Source organism: Luteimonas sp. RC10 (genome assembly GCF_014192745.1).
In the GTDB taxonomy this organism is placed as follows: domain Bacteria; phylum Pseudomonadota; class Gammaproteobacteria; order Xanthomonadales; family Xanthomonadaceae; genus Luteimonas.
This window is the reverse complement of the sequence record NZ_JACHYJ010000007.1, coordinates 203,565-221,094: the sequence shown is the minus strand read 5'-3', so window position 1 is coordinate 221,094 and position 17,530 is coordinate 203,565. Positions and strand designations below refer to the sequence as shown.

Below are 17,530 nucleotides of genomic sequence, written 5' to 3'. Positions count from 1 at the left end.
GCAGGGAAGGTGACACGCGCGCTGCGCTGCCTTCGCTCCTTCCCCGTGTCACGGGGCATTGCGCCCTTGCCGAATGGAAGGTTGGGATGGGGTGCTTGTGCGCGACGGCCCGTGCCCCCACCCGGCCCGCTACGCGCGCCGACCTCCCCCGCGAGCGGGGGAGGTCGGCGCTCTGCTGCTCTGCCCCTTCCCCCGTGTTACGGGGGAAGGTTGGGATGGGGGCGCTTGTGCGTGACGGCCCGTGCCCCCACCCGGCCCGCTACGCGTGCCGACCTCCCCCCGCGAGCGGGGGAGGTGACGCGTGCGCGGTGCCGCTTCGCTCCTTCCCCCGTTTACGGGGCATTGCGCCCTTTACGGGTGGAAGGCTGGGATGGGGGCGCTTTTGCGCGCTGGCCCGTGCCCCCACCCGGCCCGCTACGCGTGCCGACCTCCCCCGCGAGCGGGGGAGGTGAGTTGCGCGGGGATGGTTAGCAGTTACTCGTTCCGGCCCGCCAAAGCATGGCGGGTGTTCGTCGCCGCGCGCGGCATGCCGCGCAAGCAGCGGCGACTCATCCGGCCCGCCGCAGCGCGGCGGGCGTTCGTTCGCGCACGAAGCAATGCTTCGTCAACGCGCTCACTCGTTCCGGCCCGCCAAAGCATGGCGGGCGTTCGCAGCCGCGCGCGGCATGCCGCGCAAGCAGCGGCTACTCACCCAACGTCAGTAGGGAGGCGTTGCCGCCGGCGGCGGTGGTGTTGATGGTGACGGTCTTCTCGGTTGCAAAGCGCGGCAGGTAGTGCGGGCCGCCGGCCTTGGGGCCGGTGCCCGACTTGCCTTGGCCGCCGAATGGCTGCACGCCGACGACGGCGCCGATCTGGTTGCGGTTGACGTAGATGTTGCCGACCTTCGCGCGTTGGATGATCCGCTCCACGGTCTCGTCGATGCGCGAGTGGATGCCCAGCGTCAGGCCGAAGCCGGTCGCGTTGATCGCGTCGACGACTGCGTCGAGCTGGTCGCCCTTCCAGCGGATCACGTGCAGTGCGGGGCCGAAGTTCTCGCGGGTGAGCTGGGACAGCGACTGCAGTTCCCAGGCGCGCGGGGCGAAGAACGTGCCGTGTTCGGTGCCGGGCCCGAGCCGGGCCTCGGCGATCGGCTTGGCGGCGCCCTGCATGCGCGCGGCATGCTCATCGAGCAGGCACTTGGCATCGGTGTCGATCACCGGGCCGACATCCGTCGACAGCAGTGCCGGGTCGCCGACGGTCAGTTCCTTCATGGCGCCGGCGATCATGCCGATCACCTTGTCGGCGATGTCGTCCTGCACATACAGCACGCGCGCGGCCGAGCAGCGCTGGCCGGCGGAGGTGAACGCCGAGGCCAGCGCGTCCTTGACCAGTTGCTCGGGCAGCGCTGAGGAGTCGGCGATCAGTGCGTTCTGGCCGCCGGTCTCGGCGATCAGCACGCCGATCGCGGCATCGCGCGCGGCCAGCGCGCGGTTGATCGCACGCGCGGTGTCGGTCGAGCCGGTGAAGGCGACGCCGGCCACGCGCGGGTCGGAGGTCAGCGCCGCGCCGACGGTGGCGCCGTCGCCGGGCAGGTACTGCAGTACGTCCTTCGGGATGCCGGCTTCGTGCAGCAACTTCACCGCCTCGAAGCCGACCAGGGTGGTCTGCTCGGCGGGCTTGGCAATCACGCTGTTGCCGGCCGCCAGTGCGGCCGCGATCTGGCCGGCGAAGATCGCCAGCGGGAAGTTCCAGGGGCTGATGCACACGAACACGCCGCGGCCCGCCAGCTGCAGCGCGTTCGACTCGCCGGTCGGGCCGGGCAGGGCTTCGGGCACGAACGCCGTGCGCGCCTGGCCGGCGTAGTAGCGCAGGAAATCGACCGCCTCGCGGACTTCGGCGACACCGTCGGGAATCGTCTTGCCGGCCTCTCGGGTGCACAGCGCGATGAACTGCGGCATGCGCTGCTCGAGCAGGTCGGCGGCGTGTTCGAGGATCGCCGCGCGCGAGGCGACCGGCGTGGCGTCCCAGCCGGGTTGCGCGGCGACCGCGTTGGCCAGCGCGCGCTCGACCGTGGCGGTGTCGGCGGCGATCCACTCGCCCACGCGCACGCGGCGGTCGGCAGGGTTGGTGACCTCGGTCTTGGCACCGGTTGCCGTGGCACCGGGCACCAGCGGCGTCGCCGACCACGACGTCGGCGCGCTGCGGATCTGCTCGGCGAGCGTGGCGAGCTGCGCGTCGTTGGCGAGGTTGACGCCCATGGAGTTGCTCCTGTCGAAGGACTGGCTGCGGTAGAGATCGACCGGCAGCGGAATGCGGGGGTGGGGAATGGACGCGAAACCGGTGACGACCTCGACCGGATCGCGGATCAGATCGTCGATCGCGACGTCTTCGTCGCTGATCCGGTTGACGAAGCTGGAGTTGGCGCCGTTCTCGAGCAGGCGACGCACCAGGTACGGCAACAGGTCCTCGTGCGAGCCGACTGGTGCGTACACCCGGCATGGCACATCGAGGCGGTCGGCCGGAATGACTTCGGCGTAGAGGTCGTCGCCCATGCCGTGCAGCTTCTGGAACTCGAAGCGGTGCGGCGTGCCGGCAGCGCGCGGGCCCAGCAGCGTGCTGGCCAGACGATGCACCGCGGCGATGGTCTGCGCGTTGTGGGTGGCGAACATCGGGTAGATCGCGTCGGTCGCCGACAGCAGGCGGCGCGCGTTGGCCTGGTAGCTGACGTCGGTATTGGGCTTGCGCGTGAATACCGGGTAGCCCGGATGGCCCTCGACCTGGGCGCGCTTGACCTCGCTGTCCCAGTACGCGCCCTTGACCAGGCGCACCGGGATGCGTCGGCCCAGATCGCGGGCGAGCGCGGCGATCCAGTCGATCACGAACGGCGCGCGCTTCTGGTAGGCCTGCACGACGATGCCAAAGCCCTCCCAGCCGGCCAGCGACGGCGTGCGCAGCGCGGCTTCGATGACATCCAGCGACAGCTCCAGGCGATCGCTCTCTTCCGCGTCGACGGTCAGGCCGATGCGATAGCCCTTCGCGCGCTGCGCCAGGTCGGCCAGCCGCGGCGCCAGCTCGGCCAGCACGCGCGCGTGCTTGGCGTGCTCGTAGCGCGGATGCAGGGCCGAGAGCTTGACCGAGATCGACGGCGCGGCGATCTCGTCGCTGAAGCGGCCGGAGCGGCCGATCGCGTCGATCGCGTCCTGGTAGGCCTTCAGATAACGGTCGGCGTCGCGCTGGGTCAGGGCCGCCTCGCCGAGCATGTCGAACGAGTAGCGGTAGGCGGCATTGGCGCCCTTGCGTGAGCGCGTCAGCGCTTCGCCGATGGTGCGTCCCATGACGAACTGGTGGCCCATGATCCGCATCGCCTGGCGCACCGCCAGCCGGATCACCGGCTCGCCGACGCGCCCGACCAGCCGCTTGAACGCGCCGTGGACGTTGCGCTTGGTCTCGTCGGCCAGGTCGACCAGCCGGCCGGTCAGCATCAGGCCCCAGGTCGAGGCGTTGACCAGCACCGAGTCCGACTGGCCCATGTGCTTCTTCCAGTCCGCTTCGCCGAGCTTGTCGCGGATCAGCTTGTCGGCGGTGTCCTGGTCGGGAATGCGCAGCAGCGCCTCGGCCACGCACATCAGCAGCACGCCTTCCTCGCTGCCGAGGTCGTACTGCTGCATGAAGGCCTCGATCGCGCCGCGGTCCTGGGCGCGCAGGCGCACCCGGCGGACCAGGTCGGCAGCGGTGGCCTGGATCGCGGCACGGTCGGCGTCCGGCTGCCGCGCCTGCGCGAGCAGTTCGCGCACATGCAGGGTCTCATCGCGCGTCCAGGCGTCGGTGATCGCCGCGCGCAGCGGCGGGAGAGGAGCCGCCGCGAAGGCGGGGGACGGGCTGGCGTTCAAGAGGCGCACCGGCAGGAACAGAAGCTGAATTCTAGGGCGCGCGCCCGCCGCATGATAGGCCGGGTGGGACGGCGTGCGATGGCAGCTGGGAAACGCGTCTCGGGCGGCCGTGCCCCCACCCGATGCCTGCGGCATCGACCTCCCCCGCGCGCGGGGGAGGTGGCGTATTCATATTAATGTCCTGTTGGCCGCAAGCGGGGCTGGGCCGCATGACGGTTTGCCAGCGGCGCACCTGCCGCGATCGGCGCGGGCCGGAAAGTGCTGCGCTGCAGCACGCCGTGATGGCGACACCAGCGGGCGAGCCGGTCAGGGTGCGCAGACTGCGACGGGTTGCCGCAGGTGAACGCGGACAGCTAACATTCATTGGTTATCGCAGTACGCCGCCGCTCCTGCGCAGTCGTTCCGGTGCCCCTTGGGCCGGGCGAGGACGGACGCGTTCCCGCCAGACAACGCCAGCTCAGGCATTGGGGTTCGATGTGAAGCAAGCCGGTCGTTTCAAGCTGTGGATGTGCGGGCTCGCCACGATGGCGCTGTCCGCGAGTGCATGGGCGCAGTCCGCCGATCCCAAGCCGTGGCAGCTGAACATGGGGCGCGGCGTCACCGCCTCGTCCCAGCACGCCTACGACGCGCACATGCTTGCGCTGTGGATCTGCGTGGGCATCGGCGTGCTGGTGTTCGGCGCGATGGCGGTCGCGATGTTCCGTTTCCGCAAGTCGCGCGGCGCGGTCGCGGCGCAGTTCACCCACAACACCACCGCCGAGATCATCTGGACGGTGGTGCCGATCGTGCTGCTGGTCATCATGGCGGTGCCGGCCACGCGCAAGCTCATCGCCATGTACGACACCCGCGATGCCGAGATGACGGTCAAGGTCACCGGCGTGCAGTGGATGTGGAAGTACGAGTACATGGGCGAGGACGTGACCCTGACCAGCCGCCTGGACCGCGAGAGCGACCGGCTGCGGCAGAACCGCGGCACCACGCGTGCCGAGCTCGACGCCCACGGCCATTACCTGCTCGACGTCGACAATGCGCTGGTGCTGCCGACCGACACCAAGGTCCGTTTTGTGGTCACTGCCGACGACGTGATCCACTCCTGGTGGGTGCCGGCGCTGGGCTGGAAGCAGGATGCGATCCCGGGCATCGTCAACGAGGCCTGGACCGAGATCCTCGAGCCGGGCGTGTACCGCGGCCAGTGCGCCGAACTGTGCGGCAAGGACCACGCCTTCATGCCGATCGTCGTGCGTGCGGTGCCGCGCGCCGAGTTCGACAGCTGGCTGGCCGCCGAGAAGGCGCGCAACGCGCCGCCCGCCGCCGATCCTGCGCCCGCGCCGGCCCAGGCCGATGCGGAGGCCGTTGACGCGGCCGCCGCACAGACCCCTTCCGCCCCCGCCGCACCCGCGGCCGGCTGATCGCTCGAGGTTCAATGCCATGTCGACGACGCACACCGCCACTGCCGACGCGCACCACGACGATCACGCCCATCGACAGGGCTTCGTCCAGCGCTGGTTCTTCTCCACCAACCACAAGGACATCGGCACGCTGTACCTGCTGTTCTCCTTTGTGATGTTCATCATCGGCGCGGGCATGAGCGTGATCATCCGCACCGAGCTCGCCTCACCGGGTCTGCAGCACGTCAGCCCAGTGTTCTTCAACCAGATGACCACCATGCATGCGCTGGTGATGATCTTCGGCGGCGTCATGCCCGCGTTCGTCGGCCTGGCGAACTGGATGATCCCGCTGCAGATCGGCGCGCCGGACATGGCGCTGCCGCGCATGAACAACTGGTCGTTCTGGATCCTGCCGTTCGCGTTCACGCTGCTGCTGATGACGCTGTTCATGCCCGGCGGCGGCCCGGCCGGCGGCTGGACGCTCTATCCGCCGCTGTCGCTGCAGGGCGGCAACAGCGTGTCGCTGACGATCTTCGCGATCCACATGATGGGCATCAGCTCGATCATGGGGGCGATCAACGTCATCGCCACGATCCTCAACATGCGCGCGCCGGGCGTGGACCTGCTGAAGATGCCGATCTTCTGCTGGGCCTGGCTGATCACCGCATTCCTGCTGATCGCGGTGATGCCGGTGCTCGCCGGTGCGGTCACGATGCTGTTGACCGACAAGTTCTTCATGACCTCGTTCTTCAACGCCGCCGGCGGTGGCGATCCGGTGATGTACCAGCACATCTTCTGGTTCTTCGGGCATCCCGAGGTCTACATCATGATCCTGCCGGCGTTCGGCATCGTCAGTGAGATCATCCCGACCTTCAGCCGCAAGCCGCTGTTCGGCTACCAGGCGATGGTCTATGCGACGGCCGCGATCGCGTTCCTGAGCTTCATCGTCTGGGCCCACCACATGTTCACCGTGGGCATGCCGCTGGGCGGCGAGATCTACTTCATGTTCGCCACGATGCTGATCTCGATCCCGACCGGCGTGAAGGTGTTCAACTGGGTCTCGACGATGTGGCGCGGCTCGCTGACATTCGAGGCGCCGATGCTGTGGGCGGTCGCGTTCGTGATCCTGTTCACCATCGGCGGGTTCTCGGGCCTGATGCTGGCGATCGTGCCGGCCGACTTCCAGTACCACGACACCTATTTCGTGGTCGCGCACTTCCACTACGTGCTGGTCACCGGCGCGCTGTTCTCGATCATCGCGGCCACCTATTACTGGTGGCCGAAGTGGACCGGGCGGATGTACAGCGAGTTCTGGGCGAAGGTGCACTTCTGGTGGACCATCGTGTTCGTCAATCTGCTGTTCTTCCCGCAGCACTTCCTGGGCCTGGCCGGCATGCCGCGCCGCATCCCCGACTACAACGTCGTGTTCGCGGACTGGAACCTGATCAGCTCGATCGGCGCGTTCGGCATGTTCGCCACGCCGTTCCTGATGTTCGCGATCCTGCTGCACTCCAAGCTGCGCGGCGCACCCGCGGCCGCGCGGTCGTGGGAAGGCGCCAAGGGCCTGGAGTGGACCGTGCCGTCGCCGGCGCCGCACCACACCTTCGCCAAGCCGCCGGTGCTCAAGCCCGGCGACCTCGCGCACGACGACATCAGCCACTGAGGCCATGGAGCTGCGCGCCGCGATGCCCACGCCCGATGCCCACGATGACCTGGCCGCCCGTCGCCGCCGCGCGCGACGCACGGCGCTGACGATCGCGGTGGTCGCGCTGTGCATCTATGCCGGCTTCATCCTGCGCGGCGTGTTGCTGGCATGAGCGCGCGGCGTTCGCTGGGGATCGGCAAGCTGGTGGCGGTCTCGGTCGCCGCGTTCGCGTTCACCTTCTCGCTGGTGCCGCTCTACCGCATCGCCTGCGAGAAGGTGTTCGGCATCCGCCTGGAGAACAGCGCGGTCGCCGCGCCCGCGCAGTCGGCCGGGGGCGTGGAAGACCGCTGGGTGACGGTGGAGTTCGACGCCAGCGTCAACTCGCACTTGCCCTGGTCGTTCCGGCCCAATCAGACCCGCATGCGCGTGCGTGTCGGCGAGCAGTACGAGACTACGTACTACGCGCACAACGACAGCACGCACCCGATCGTCGGCAGCGCCACGCCGTCGGTCGCACCGGCGCGGGCCTCGGGTTTCTTCCAGAAGACCGAGTGCTTCTGCTTCACCGCACAGACGCTCCAGGCCGGCGAAACCCGCGACATGCCGGTCCGCTTCATCATCGATCCCTCGCTGCCGCGGGACGTCAACACGGTCACGCTGTCGTACACGTTCTTCAAGAACGATGTGCTGACCTCGCGGCTGATCGCCGATGCTGCTCCGCCGCGCGACGCGCGTCTGGCCGCATCGCCGTAAGCGTTCCGCTCCACCTTTCGATACCGCGCCGCCACCCGGATACCGCCATGGCCCACGTGAAGACCGAACACCAGGATCCCAACGTCTACTTCGTGCCGCACGACAGCAAGTGGCCGCTGTTTGCGTCGGTCGCGCTGTTCGTGACGATGCTGGGTCTGGCCAGCTGGTTCAACGAGGCCAGTTGGGGCCGCACGACGTTCTTCGTCGGCATCGCCGGCCTGGCGCTGATCCTGTTCAAGTGGTTCGCCGACGTCGTGCTCGAGTCGGTGTCGGGCTACTACAACAAGCAGGTCGACGTGTCGTTCCGGATGGGGATGGTGTGGTTCATCTTCTCGGAGATCATGTTCTTCGCCGCGTTCTTCGGCGCCCTGTTCTACGCCCGCACGCTGGCGTTGCCGTGGCTGGGCGGCGAGGGCTCGGGTGCGATGACCAACTCGGTGCTGTGGGACGGCTACAGCGCCGCGTGGCCGACTGCCGGCCCGGGCGGCGTGGGCGGGGTGTTCCAGACCATCCCGGCCTGGGGCCTGCCGCTGATCAACACGCTGATCCTGCTGGCGTCGGGCGTCACGATCACGATCGCCCACCACGCGCTGCGCGCCGCGCATCGCACCCGGTTGCTGGTGTTCCTGGGCGCGACGATCGCACTGGGCTGCGTGTTCCTGTTCTTCCAGATCGAGGAATACGTCCACGCCTATCGCGACCTCAACCTGACGCTGGGTTCGGGGATCTACGGCTCGACGTTCTTCATGCTCACCGGCTTCCACGGGGCCCACGTCACGCTGGGCACGATCATGCTGATCGTGATCTGGCTGCGCTGTTTCCGTGGCCACTTCACCAGCGAGAACCACTTCGCCTTCGAGGCGGTGGCCTGGTACTGGCACTTCGTCGATGTGGTGTGGCTGATCCTGTTCCTGTTCGTCTACGTCGTCTGAGGACGATGCAGACGAGGAAGAGGGGCGAGTCGTGATCGGAGACAGTGGGCGGCATGCTCGCCCGCCGTTGGCCGATCCCCTATCTGCCATCGGCAATGACCGATGATCGGGCTTGGTATCAGCCGTAGACGCCGTGCGGCTTGATCCACCCCATCCAGATCGCCAGCAGCACCAGCGCGATCAGCGCCACCGACAGCCCGATGCGGCGGGTCAGGGCATTCACGGTCCGGTTGCTGCGGCCCTTGTCGTTGAGCATGTAGTACAGGCCGGCGCCGAGGTTCCACAGGATCAGAAGGACGAAGCCGATGATCAGCAGCAGCTTGAGCGACTCGTTCATGACCATCACGGACTCCGTGGCACCAGGGGTATGAGCGGATTATTGCAGTCCGCGGGCGGCAGCGCGTGAGTCGGCGCAGCGGGCGCATCGTCGGATGGACGGCGGCGGTGCTGTTGGCGCTGGCGTTCGCCGGGCTCGGTCAGTGGCAGCTGGGCCGGATGCACGACAAGCGGGCGATGCTCGAGGCCGTCGAGCAGACCCTGACCGAACGCCAGGCGGTGCCGTTGGCGCAGGCCGCGGACCCGCATCGCCAGCGCGACTACGACTGGGCGGCCGGGCGCGGGCGCTTCGTCGACACGCCGGCGTTCGTGCTCGACAACCAGATCCATGACGGTCGTCCGGGCTTGCGCGTCTACCGCCTGTTCGCGCCCGACGACGGCACGACGCCGCTCTTGGTCGACCTGGGTTGGGTGCCGATCGTCGACCGCACCGCACGGATGCCGTCGGCTGAGGTGCTGGCCGGTGATGGGCTGATCGGGCCGAGCTTGGACCTGCAGGGCCTGCTCGCGCCGCCGCCGTCGGCCGGGCTGGCGCTGGGGCCTGCGATCGGACCGGGGCCAGCCTGGCTGATGACCCGGTTCGATGCCCAGGCGATCGCCTCGGCCGCCGGCTTGCCGGTGCTGCCGCCGCGCGTACTGCGGCTCGATCCTGCGCTGCCGGTCGGCTATGGTCGCGATCTTGAGATCCTGCCCAACACCTTGCCGCCCGAAAAACACCTGGGCTACGCCGTCCAGTGGTTCGGCCTGGCGTTGACCGTGCTGGTCACCGCCCTGGTGCTCACCTTCCGGAAGTCCCGCCGATGACATCGTCCGTCCCGCGCGCGCAGCGCGACCGCAACCGCCTGCTGCTGGTGCTGATCGTGGTGCTGTTTCTGGGCAGCGCGGTCGTCGCCGGCGCGCTGCGCTTCTCGGGCTGGCGGCCGGCCGGCATGCAGAACCACGGCGAGCTGCTCGACCCGCCGGCCGATCTGCGCGCACGCACGCCGCGGCTGGTCGATGGCAGCGCTTACGCCTGGCAGCCGGTGGAACGCCGCTGGCGGATCCTGGTCGCGCCGCCCGCGGAGTGCAGGGAAGCCTGTGTCGCGCTGTCGCGCGAGCTCGACCTGGTGTGGCAGCTGTTCGGTCGCAATGCCGACCACGTCGATATCCTGTGGCTGGGCCCGGTGCCCGAAGGTGCGGTGCGCAACACGGCGTGGCGCGAGTTGCAAGCCGACCCCGGCCTGCGTGCGACATTGCCCCGCGTCGACGGCGGCGCCGGCGAAGCGGACAATGGCGTCCCGGCCTATGTCGTGGACCCCAACGGGTTCGTGATCCTGCGCTACGCTCCCGGCTTCGATCCGGGCCATCTGCGTGCGGACATGGCCAAGCTGCTCAGACTCCGCTGATGACCCACAGCCCGCCCTCGAACGCCACGCCCTACCGCCCGGCCGTCCACCGCCACTTCCACCGCATCGCCTGGTTCGCGGCGGCGCTGACGCTGTGCGTGATCGTGTTCGGCGCATTCGTGCGGCTGTCCGATGCCGGGCTCAGCTGCCCGGACTGGCCGACCTGCTACGGACGCGCGACCTGGCCGCAGGCCGCCACCGATGTCAGCGACCACGCCGCGAGCGCGATCCGGCCGTTCGAGACCCACAAGGCCTGGCGCGAGCAGGTCCACCGCCACCTGGCGGCGACGCTGGGCGTGTTCGTGCTCGGCCTGGCGTTGCTGGCGGTGCGCCGTCGGCGTCTGGGGCTGGTGCAGGTGATCGGCGCGGCGCTGCTGGTCGCGCTGGCGATCCCGCTGTACATGCGCGGCGAGACGATGGCCGCGCTCGCGGTCGCCGGGCTCGGCGAGGCGCTGCTGCTGTTCGCGGCGCTGCGCTGGTCAAACGTCGACCTGGCGCGCGCGGCGGTGCTGACGCTGGCGGTGGTGATCTTCCAGGCGCTGCTGGGCAAGTGGACGGTGACCTTGCTGCTCAAGCCGGTGATCGTCATGGGCCACCTGCTCGGCGGCATGCTGACGTTCTCGCTGCTGCTGTGGATGGCCTGGCGGGCGACGATGCAGCCGATCGTGCTGGCGCAGGCGCACACGTTGCGGCGCTGGACACTCGTGGCGATCGCGGTGGTCGGCGTGCAGATCGCGCTCGGCGGCTGGGTCAGTGCCAACTACGCCGCGCTCGCCTGTGGCGCCGGTGGGTGGACGACCGCGGTCCATCACTACGGGGATTTCCCCAAGTGCGTCGGCCAGTGGTGGCCGCAGGGCGATTTTGGCGAAGGCTTCGTGCTGTGGCGCGGCGTCGGCGTCGACTACGAGGGCGGCGTGCTCGACGGCGCGGCGCGCATCGCGATCCAGTTGGCGCACCGCGCGATGGCGGTGGTCGTGTTCGTCACGCTGCTGGCCTTCGTCGTGCGCCTGTCGCGCACGCCCGGCCTGCGCGGGTGGGCGGCGGCGCTGGGCGCGCTGACGCTGGCGCAGGTGCTGCTGGGCATCCTCAACGTCAAGCTCGCGCTGCCGCTGTGGGTCGCGGTGCTGCACAACGGCGGCGCCGCGCTGCTGCTGTTCGTGCTGGTTTCGTTGCTGGCGCGGCTGCGGCGGCCCGACTGACATGGCCGGCAGCAAGGCACGCGAGTACTGGACGCTGACCAAGCCGCGGGTGGTCGCGCTAATCGTGTTCACCGCGCTGGTGGGCATGTTTCTCGCCGTCCCGGGCCTGCCGCCGGCACGCGAGAGCGTGTTCGGCCTGCTCGGCATCTGGTTGGCGGCGGCGTCGGCGGCGGCAATCAATCATCTGATCGATCAGCGCATCGACAAGGTCATGGCGCGCACCGCGCATCGCCCGCTGGCGACCGGGGCGCTGCGGCCGGGTCAGGTGCTCGCGTTCGCGCTGGTGCTCGGCGCGTTGTCGATGGCGATCTTGATTCTGCTGGTCAACACGCTGACCGCGGTGCTGACCTTCGCCTCGCTGATCGGCTACGCGGTGATCTACACCGGCTTTCTCAAGCGCGCGACGCCGCAGAACATCGTCATCGGCGGCATCGCCGGCGCCGCGCCACCGCTGCTGGGCTGGGCCGCGGTGACCGGCATGACCGGGCAGTGGGACTGGGCGCACGCGCTGCTGCTGGTGCTGATCGTGTTCGTGTGGACGCCGCCGCACTTCTGGGCGCTGGCGATCTTCCGCCGCGAGGATTACGCCCGCGCGCTGGTGCCGATGCTGCCGGTGACCCACGGCGTGGCCTACACACGCTGGCAGATCCTGATCTACACGGTACTGCTGGTGGTGGTCACCCTGCTGCCGGTGGCGATCGGCATGAGCGGACTGTTCTACCTGGGTGGGGCGGTCGTGCTCGGCCTGGTGTTCCTCTGGTACGCCTGGCGGCTGCTCGATCCGCCGGACGAGTTCTTCGCGATGCGGATGTTCAATTACTCGGTGGTGTACCTGATGGCGCTGTTCGCGTTCCTGCTGGTCGACCACTGGCTGCTGCCGTGGCTGCCGGGCGCGGGTGGGCTGACTGGCGGTGGTATGGACTGGCAGCGCGTGGGCTGACGGGCCTTGGGAATGTGCCTGCCTGCGAGCGCTGGAAGCGTTTTCATGAATGCGGCAATATAGCGCCCCCGCGCGGTATGGCCGTCGCCTGCCTGTGGCTGTCAGTGCCGGCCGGCGCCCGCCATGCGGCCGCGCGGATCGTACCCTTCCCCTGCTCCCCCCAGGACACCCTCATGTCGAATCTCCAGGCGCTGCTGCCGCAGCGTGATCTGCGCTTCACCCGCAAGGCCGTCGGTATGGGCGGCGGCCCACTGCTTGCCCTGTTGATGTTCCTGGTCGCCGGCGCGATCGCCTGGTGGCAGGCGCCCGGGCTGCTGCAGGACATGCAGATCCGCGCCAATCCGCTCGAGCTCGAGGACTACAATCTGCGCGATGGCCGCTGCACGACGCGCAAGGCGGTGTTCACCGATTGCGAAGCCGATGTCGCCTACCGCGTCGATGGCGTCGACTACGAGAAGCACATCTCGCTGATGTTCCTGTCGTTCTCGCGCGGCGACTACGCGGCGAGCCTGGTGGTCGCCGCGGACGACCCGTCGAAGGCGGCGCTGAGCATCGGCCTGGAGCGCTTCTGGAACCGCGTGGCGTTCTTCCTGGTGCTGTTCGGGATCTTTGCCGGCCTGGGCGTCGTGGCGATCGTCACCTGGGTGCGCAACGGCCGCATCAACCGCGCCGCGCAGCTGCCGCAGCGCTGGACGCCTGAGCCGGTCGAGGTCAAGGCTGCGCAGTCCTCGTTCGGCGGCACGGTCGTGACCTACGCCTATGGCAAGCTGCCCGGCCGCGCCGCAGGCAAGCAGAACGTCCGCTTCGGCAAGCGTGAGGCGCCGTTGCTGGTCGACACCCCGGACGGCGACACCCAGGCGCTGGCGCTGCGTCCTGCGTCCGGCGGGCCGGCCCTGCTGCTCGATGCCGGGCTGCAGCGCATCGACCTGACCGAGGCCGAGCGGCAGGCCGCGTTCGCGGTGCTGGGCGCCTCGCCCGACGCATCCGCCTGAGGCGCGCGCCCGGCCGCTCAGGCCGGGTAGATGCCGCCGAGCACCCGGGGGCCGGCGGCGCCGGTCACCGACGGTAGATTCCCCGGCAGCCCGAGCACGGTCTGCCGGGCCAGCCACGCAAAGCCCATGGCCTCGACGTGATCGGGGTCGAGCCCGTGCGCCGCGCTTGACACCACGGCGATGCCGGGCAGGGCATCGGCCACTGCCGCCATCAGCGCCGGGTTGTGCACGCCGCCGCCGCAGGCGATCAGGCGAACGGTGCTCGGCTGGGTGGCGCGCAGCGCATCGGCGATCGTCGTCGCGCTCAGCGCCAGCAACGTCGCCTGCACGTCGGCCGGGGCCTCGGCGCCGGTCAGTGCGGTCTCGACCCAGTCCAGATGGAACTGGTCGCGGCCCGAGGACTTGGGCGGCGGCAGCGCGAACCAGGGCGCCGCACGCAGCCGCGCCAGCAGTGTCGGATCGACTTGGCCGGCGGTCGCCAGGGCACCGCCGCGGTCGAACGGCTGGCCGGTGTGCCGCAGGCACCAGGCGTCCATCAGCCCGTTGGCCGGACCGGTGTCGAAGCCGCGCACTGCGGCGCCGTCGGCCGGCAGCAGGGTGAGATTGGCGATGCCGCCCAGGTTGAGTACCGCCCGGTCCTCGCCGGGCGCGTGCAGCAGCGCGGCGTGCAGCGCCGGCAGCAGCGGGGCGCCGTGACCGCCGGCAGCGACATCGCGGCGGCGGAAGTCGGCCACGGTGCGAATGCCGGTGCGCTCGGCGATGCGAGAGGGATCGCCGAGCTGCAGCGTGAACCCGTGTTGCCCGTCGCCATGGCGCCCCTGTGGGCGATGGCGGAGTGTCTGGCCGTGCGAGCCGATCGCCGCGATGTCCGCAGCCGTCAGCCCGGCCTCGGCCAGCACCCGGTTCGCGGCCTGCGCGAAGCCCTCGGCGATCCGGCTGTCGAGCTCGCCCAGCGCGTCGAGGGTCAACGGCGCGGCCTGCTGGCCCAGCGCCACCAGTTGCGTGCGCAGGTCGTCGGGCCAGGGGTAGGTGCGGCCCAGGCGCAGATCGGCCTGCAGCCCACCTGCGGTGTCGGTCTCGAAGCCGACGATGGCTGCATCGATGCCGTCGGCGCTGGTGCCCGAGATCAGGCCGAGGAACAGGTCGGGCATGGGCGCGCGCGCAGGAGCTTGGGACATGCGAAACGCCCGGCCGGAGCCGGGCGTGGAATCAACCGCGGGGGCTGCGGCCGGCGTCGGCGCTGGCGACCTGGCGGTCGGCGCGCTCGGGGTCGGGACGCGCCGGCACGTCGGCGTAGATGATGTCCTCGACTTCGCGGATGCGCGCGAGCGCCGGGCCGGTCTGCTGGCGGAACTGCGCCAGCGCCGTGCCGCTCAGCGGGTCGGGCTCGGGCATCGTGTGCTGCAGCGGGTTGCGGTGCTGGCCGTTGACGCGGAACTCGTAGTGCAGGTGCGGACCGGTCGCCAGGCCCGTGGAGCCGACATAGCCGATCACCGTGCCCTGCGAGACGCGCTGGCCCTGGCGGACATTGCCGAAGCGCGACATGTGGGCGTAGAGCGTGGTGTGGCCGCGGCCGTGATCGAGGATCACGACGTTGCCGTAGCCGCGCTGGGTGCCCTTGAACTGCACGCGGGCATCGCCGGCGGCCATGATCGGGGTGCCGGTGGCGGCGGCGTAATCCACGCCCTTGTGCATGCGCATCGTGCCCAGCACCGGGTGGCGCCGGCTGCCGAAGCGCGAGCTCAGCCGCGCGTACTGGATCGGCATGCGGATGAAGCTCTTCTTCAGCGGGCGGCCTTCGGCGTTGTAGTACTCGGCCTTGCCGTCGTGCTCGAAGCGGAACGCGGAGAACGGCTTGCCCTTGGCGGTGAACACCGCCGCCTGCACCGGGCCGCTGCGGATCAGTTCACCCTCGCGCCAGACCTGCTCGACGACGACACTGAAGCGGTCGTTCTGGGTGACGTCGGTGTTGAAATCGATGTCGTACTTGAAGACTTCGTCGGTCAGCGTGTTGATGTTCGCGCCCGACAGGCCCAGCCGGCGTGCCGAGTGGAACAGCGAGCGGCCGACCTGGCCGCTGATGACCACGTTGCGGATCTCGACCGGGCGCTCGATGACCTGTTCCTGGACCGCATCGCCGGCGAGCGTCAGTTCGACGCGCTCGGTATCGCTGCGGTCGTAGCGCAGCTTCTGCAGGCTGCCGTCGGCCGCGATGTCGAAGCCCAGCTCGGTGCCCGGGCGCATGCGCGTGAGCTTGGCCTTGGCGTCGGGCAGTTCGAGGATGCGGTGCATCGTCGCGGCCGGCAGGTCGAGCTCGGAGAAGATCGAGCCCAGCGTCTGGCCCTGGGCGACGGTGACCAGCTGCCAGTTGTCGTGCTGCTGCTGCGCGCTGCGCTGCTGCGCGGTCAGGGGCGGCAGCGCCAGGGACATCGTGACCAATTGGTGGCCGTCGTCGTCGCCATCGCGCATCGCATGCGAAAACCCGGGGACCAGGGCGACAACCAGAGCGCCGAGTGTCGCAAACAGACTGGCATGGGCCCAGTCGCGTCGCGTCCAGCGGCCCGGATACAGCCGGATGCCGCGCGCATTGCCTTCCTGCGCCGTATTCCGCGCTGCCGCCTGCAGGTTGTCATGGAGCACGCGCTGGTGATGGGCGTCGGCCTGCGGCGGGACGGGTGTCGTCATCGTGGCGGATCCCGGTGCGTGAAAGACGTGTCAGCGCGGTAACATAGAGATGTGAGCTCCATGCGTCAAATGACTGACGGCGCAGGAATTTTTCTTCCATTCACCAGATAACGACACGTTAACGCCCGTGGCGTGCGCATTCACATCGTGAATACGCGGCGTGTCTTTCCCAGAGACGCCTCCCCCGATGTCCCAGACCTCCGCCCTCGACCTGATCGCACGCGGCAGCGACGAAATCCTCAAGCGCGACGACCTGCAGGCCCGGCTCGCCCTCGGTCGTCCGTTGCGCATCAAGGCCGGCTTCGACCCGACCGCGCCCGACCTGCATCTGGGCCATACGGTGCTGCTCAACAAGATGCGCCAGTTCCAGGACCTGGGCCACACGGTGATCTTCCTGATCGGCGACTTCACCGGGATGATCGGCGACCCGTCGGGCAAGAGCGCCACGCGCAAGGCGCTCTCGCGCGAGGACGTGCTGGCGAATGCCGAGACCTACAAGGCGCAGGTGTTCAAGGTGCTCGATGCCGAGCGCACCGAAGTGCGCTTCAACTCCGAGTGGTTCGGTGCGATGGGCGCGGCCGACATGATCCGGCTGGCCTCCACGCATACGGTGGCGCGCATGCTCGAGCGCGACGACTTCGCCAAGCGCTACGCCGGCCAGCAACCGATCGCGATCCACGAGTTTCTCTATCCGCTGGTGCAGGGCTACGACTCGGTCGCGCTGCACGCCGACGTCGAATGCGGCGGCACCGACCAGAAGTTCAACCTGCTGATGGGGCGCGCGCTGCAGGAACACCACGGCCAGGCACCGCAGGTCGTGTTGACGATGCCGCTGCTGGTCGGCCTGGACGGTGTGGCCAAGATGTCCAAGTCGCTGGGTAACTACATCGGCGTGACCGATCCGGCGATCGACATCGTCAACAAGACGATGAAGATCGGCGACGCGCTGATGTGGAACTGGATCGAATTGCTGAGCCTGGAGATCGGCATCGACGAAGCCGCGGCGCTCAAGGCCGACGTCGACGCCGGCGCGCTGAACCCGCGTGACGTGAAGCTGCGACTGGCGCGCGAACTCGCCACGCGCTTCCACGACGCCGACGCAGCGCAGACCGCGATCGCCGGCTGGCATGCCGCGGTGACCGGCGAGGGCGATGTGACCGCGTTGCCATTGCAGGATGTCGCAGTGCCCACCGAGGGCCTGCGCATCGCCGCGCTGCTGACCGCCGCCGGCATCACGCCGAGCAACTCGGAAGCCAACCGCAAGCTCAAGGAGCGCGCGGTCAAGGTCGACGGCGCCGTCGTCGAAGATGCTGGTCTGGTGCTCACGCCCGGCTTCGAGGGCGTGCTGCAGGTCGGCAAGCGCAACTTCGCGCGGGTGCGGTTGGTCGGCTGATCGGCGCGGCGTC

Annotated in this window: 15 protein-coding genes; 11 read left to right on the top strand and 4 right to left on the bottom strand. The window is 69.3% G+C overall.

Annotation, left to right across the window (positions count from 1 at the left end; translation table 11 throughout):
* Nucleotides 1-683 precede the first annotated feature (683 nt).
* Nucleotides 684-3,869, bottom strand: coding sequence for a bifunctional proline dehydrogenase/L-glutamate gamma-semialdehyde dehydrogenase PutA (gene putA / locus FHW73_RS13575; RefSeq protein WP_255492990.1), 3,186 nt, complete (start codon nucleotides 3,867-3,869; stop codon nucleotides 684-686).
* A 506-nt stretch (nucleotides 3,870-4,375) separates the two neighbouring features.
* Between putA and coxB the strand changes: the two genes are divergently transcribed.
* Genes coxB through FHW73_RS13550 form a run of 5 tightly spaced genes read left to right on the top strand, consistent with a single transcriptional unit; the run spans nucleotide 4,376 to nucleotide 8,587 of the window.
* Complete coding sequence (gene coxB, locus FHW73_RS13570; RefSeq protein WP_183427358.1) at nucleotides 4,376-5,278, top strand: cytochrome c oxidase subunit II; 903 nt, start codon at nucleotides 4,376-4,378, stop codon at nucleotides 5,276-5,278.
* Between the two features lie 19 nt (nucleotides 5,279-5,297).
* Nucleotides 5,298-6,920 (top strand): cytochrome c oxidase subunit I, encoded by a 1,623-nt coding sequence (ctaD, locus tag FHW73_RS13565; protein WP_183427275.1) that lies wholly within the window; start codon nucleotides 5,298-5,300, stop codon nucleotides 6,918-6,920.
* 4 nt (nucleotides 6,921-6,924) lie between these two features.
* Nucleotides 6,925-7,074 (top strand): hypothetical protein, encoded by a 150-nt coding sequence (locus FHW73_RS13560; RefSeq protein WP_183427366.1) that lies wholly within the window; start codon nucleotides 6,925-6,927, stop codon nucleotides 7,072-7,074.
* On the top strand, nucleotides 7,071-7,655 hold the full coding sequence (locus tag FHW73_RS13555; RefSeq protein WP_183427274.1) for a cytochrome c oxidase assembly protein: 585 nt from the start codon (nucleotides 7,071-7,073) through the stop codon (nucleotides 7,653-7,655). Before FHW73_RS13560 ends, FHW73_RS13555 begins: the two co-directional genes overlap by 4 nt.
* Before the next feature lie 47 nt (nucleotides 7,656-7,702).
* A complete protein-coding gene (locus tag FHW73_RS13550) occupies nucleotides 7,703-8,587 on the top strand; it encodes a cytochrome c oxidase subunit 3 (RefSeq protein ID WP_183427273.1) in 885 nt (294 codons plus the stop codon).
* Between the two features lie 118 nt (nucleotides 8,588-8,705).
* Here FHW73_RS13550 and FHW73_RS13545 read toward each other — a convergent pair whose 3' ends face one another.
* On the bottom strand, nucleotides 8,706-8,924 hold the full coding sequence (locus FHW73_RS13545) for a twin transmembrane helix small protein (RefSeq protein ID WP_183427272.1): 219 nt from the start codon (nucleotides 8,922-8,924) through the stop codon (nucleotides 8,706-8,708).
* Between the two features lie 65 nt (nucleotides 8,925-8,989).
* Here FHW73_RS13545 and FHW73_RS13540 point away from each other — a divergent pair, with 65 nt between their 5' ends.
* The 5 genes from FHW73_RS13540 (at nucleotide 8,990) to FHW73_RS13520 (ending at nucleotide 13,439) form a co-directional block, all read left to right on the top strand.
* On the top strand, nucleotides 8,990-9,727 hold the full coding sequence (locus tag FHW73_RS13540; RefSeq protein WP_183427271.1) for an SURF1 family protein: 738 nt from the start codon (nucleotides 8,990-8,992) through the stop codon (nucleotides 9,725-9,727).
* Nucleotides 9,724-10,308 (top strand): hypothetical protein, encoded by a 585-nt coding sequence (locus FHW73_RS13535; protein WP_183427270.1) that lies wholly within the window; start codon nucleotides 9,724-9,726, stop codon nucleotides 10,306-10,308. The genes FHW73_RS13540 and FHW73_RS13535 overlap by 4 nt, the downstream gene beginning before the upstream one ends.
* On the top strand, nucleotides 10,308-11,507 hold the full coding sequence (locus FHW73_RS13530) for a COX15/CtaA family protein (protein WP_183427269.1): 1,200 nt from the start codon (nucleotides 10,308-10,310) through the stop codon (nucleotides 11,505-11,507). Before FHW73_RS13535 ends, FHW73_RS13530 begins: the two co-directional genes overlap by 1 nt.
* A 1-nt stretch (nucleotide 11,508) precedes the next feature.
* Nucleotides 11,509-12,447, top strand: a complete 939-nt coding sequence (gene cyoE, locus FHW73_RS13525) for a heme o synthase (protein ID WP_183427268.1) — start codon at nucleotides 11,509-11,511, stop codon at nucleotides 12,445-12,447.
* A gap of 173 nt (nucleotides 12,448-12,620) precedes the next feature.
* On the top strand, nucleotides 12,621-13,439 hold the full coding sequence (locus FHW73_RS13520) for a hypothetical protein (protein WP_183427267.1): 819 nt from the start codon (nucleotides 12,621-12,623) through the stop codon (nucleotides 13,437-13,439).
* 17 nt (nucleotides 13,440-13,456) lie between these two features.
* On the opposite strand, the gene FHW73_RS13515 is transcribed toward FHW73_RS13520, so the two are convergent.
* Nucleotides 13,457-14,617, bottom strand: a complete 1,161-nt coding sequence (locus FHW73_RS13515; RefSeq protein ID WP_255492989.1) for an anhydro-N-acetylmuramic acid kinase — start codon at nucleotides 14,615-14,617, stop codon at nucleotides 13,457-13,459.
* A 31-nt stretch (nucleotides 14,618-14,648) separates the two neighbouring features.
* Nucleotides 14,649-16,124: a peptidoglycan DD-metalloendopeptidase family protein gene (locus FHW73_RS13510; RefSeq protein WP_183427266.1), complete on the bottom strand. Its 1,476-nt coding sequence runs from the start codon at nucleotides 16,122-16,124 to the stop codon at nucleotides 14,649-14,651.
* A 187-nt stretch (nucleotides 16,125-16,311) separates the two neighbouring features.
* On the opposite strand from FHW73_RS13510, the gene tyrS reads away from it, so the two are divergent.
* Nucleotides 16,312-17,517 (top strand): tyrosine--tRNA ligase, encoded by a 1,206-nt coding sequence (gene tyrS, locus FHW73_RS13505; RefSeq protein WP_183427265.1) that lies wholly within the window; start codon nucleotides 16,312-16,314, stop codon nucleotides 17,515-17,517.
* Nucleotides 17,518-17,530 lie beyond the last annotated feature (13 nt).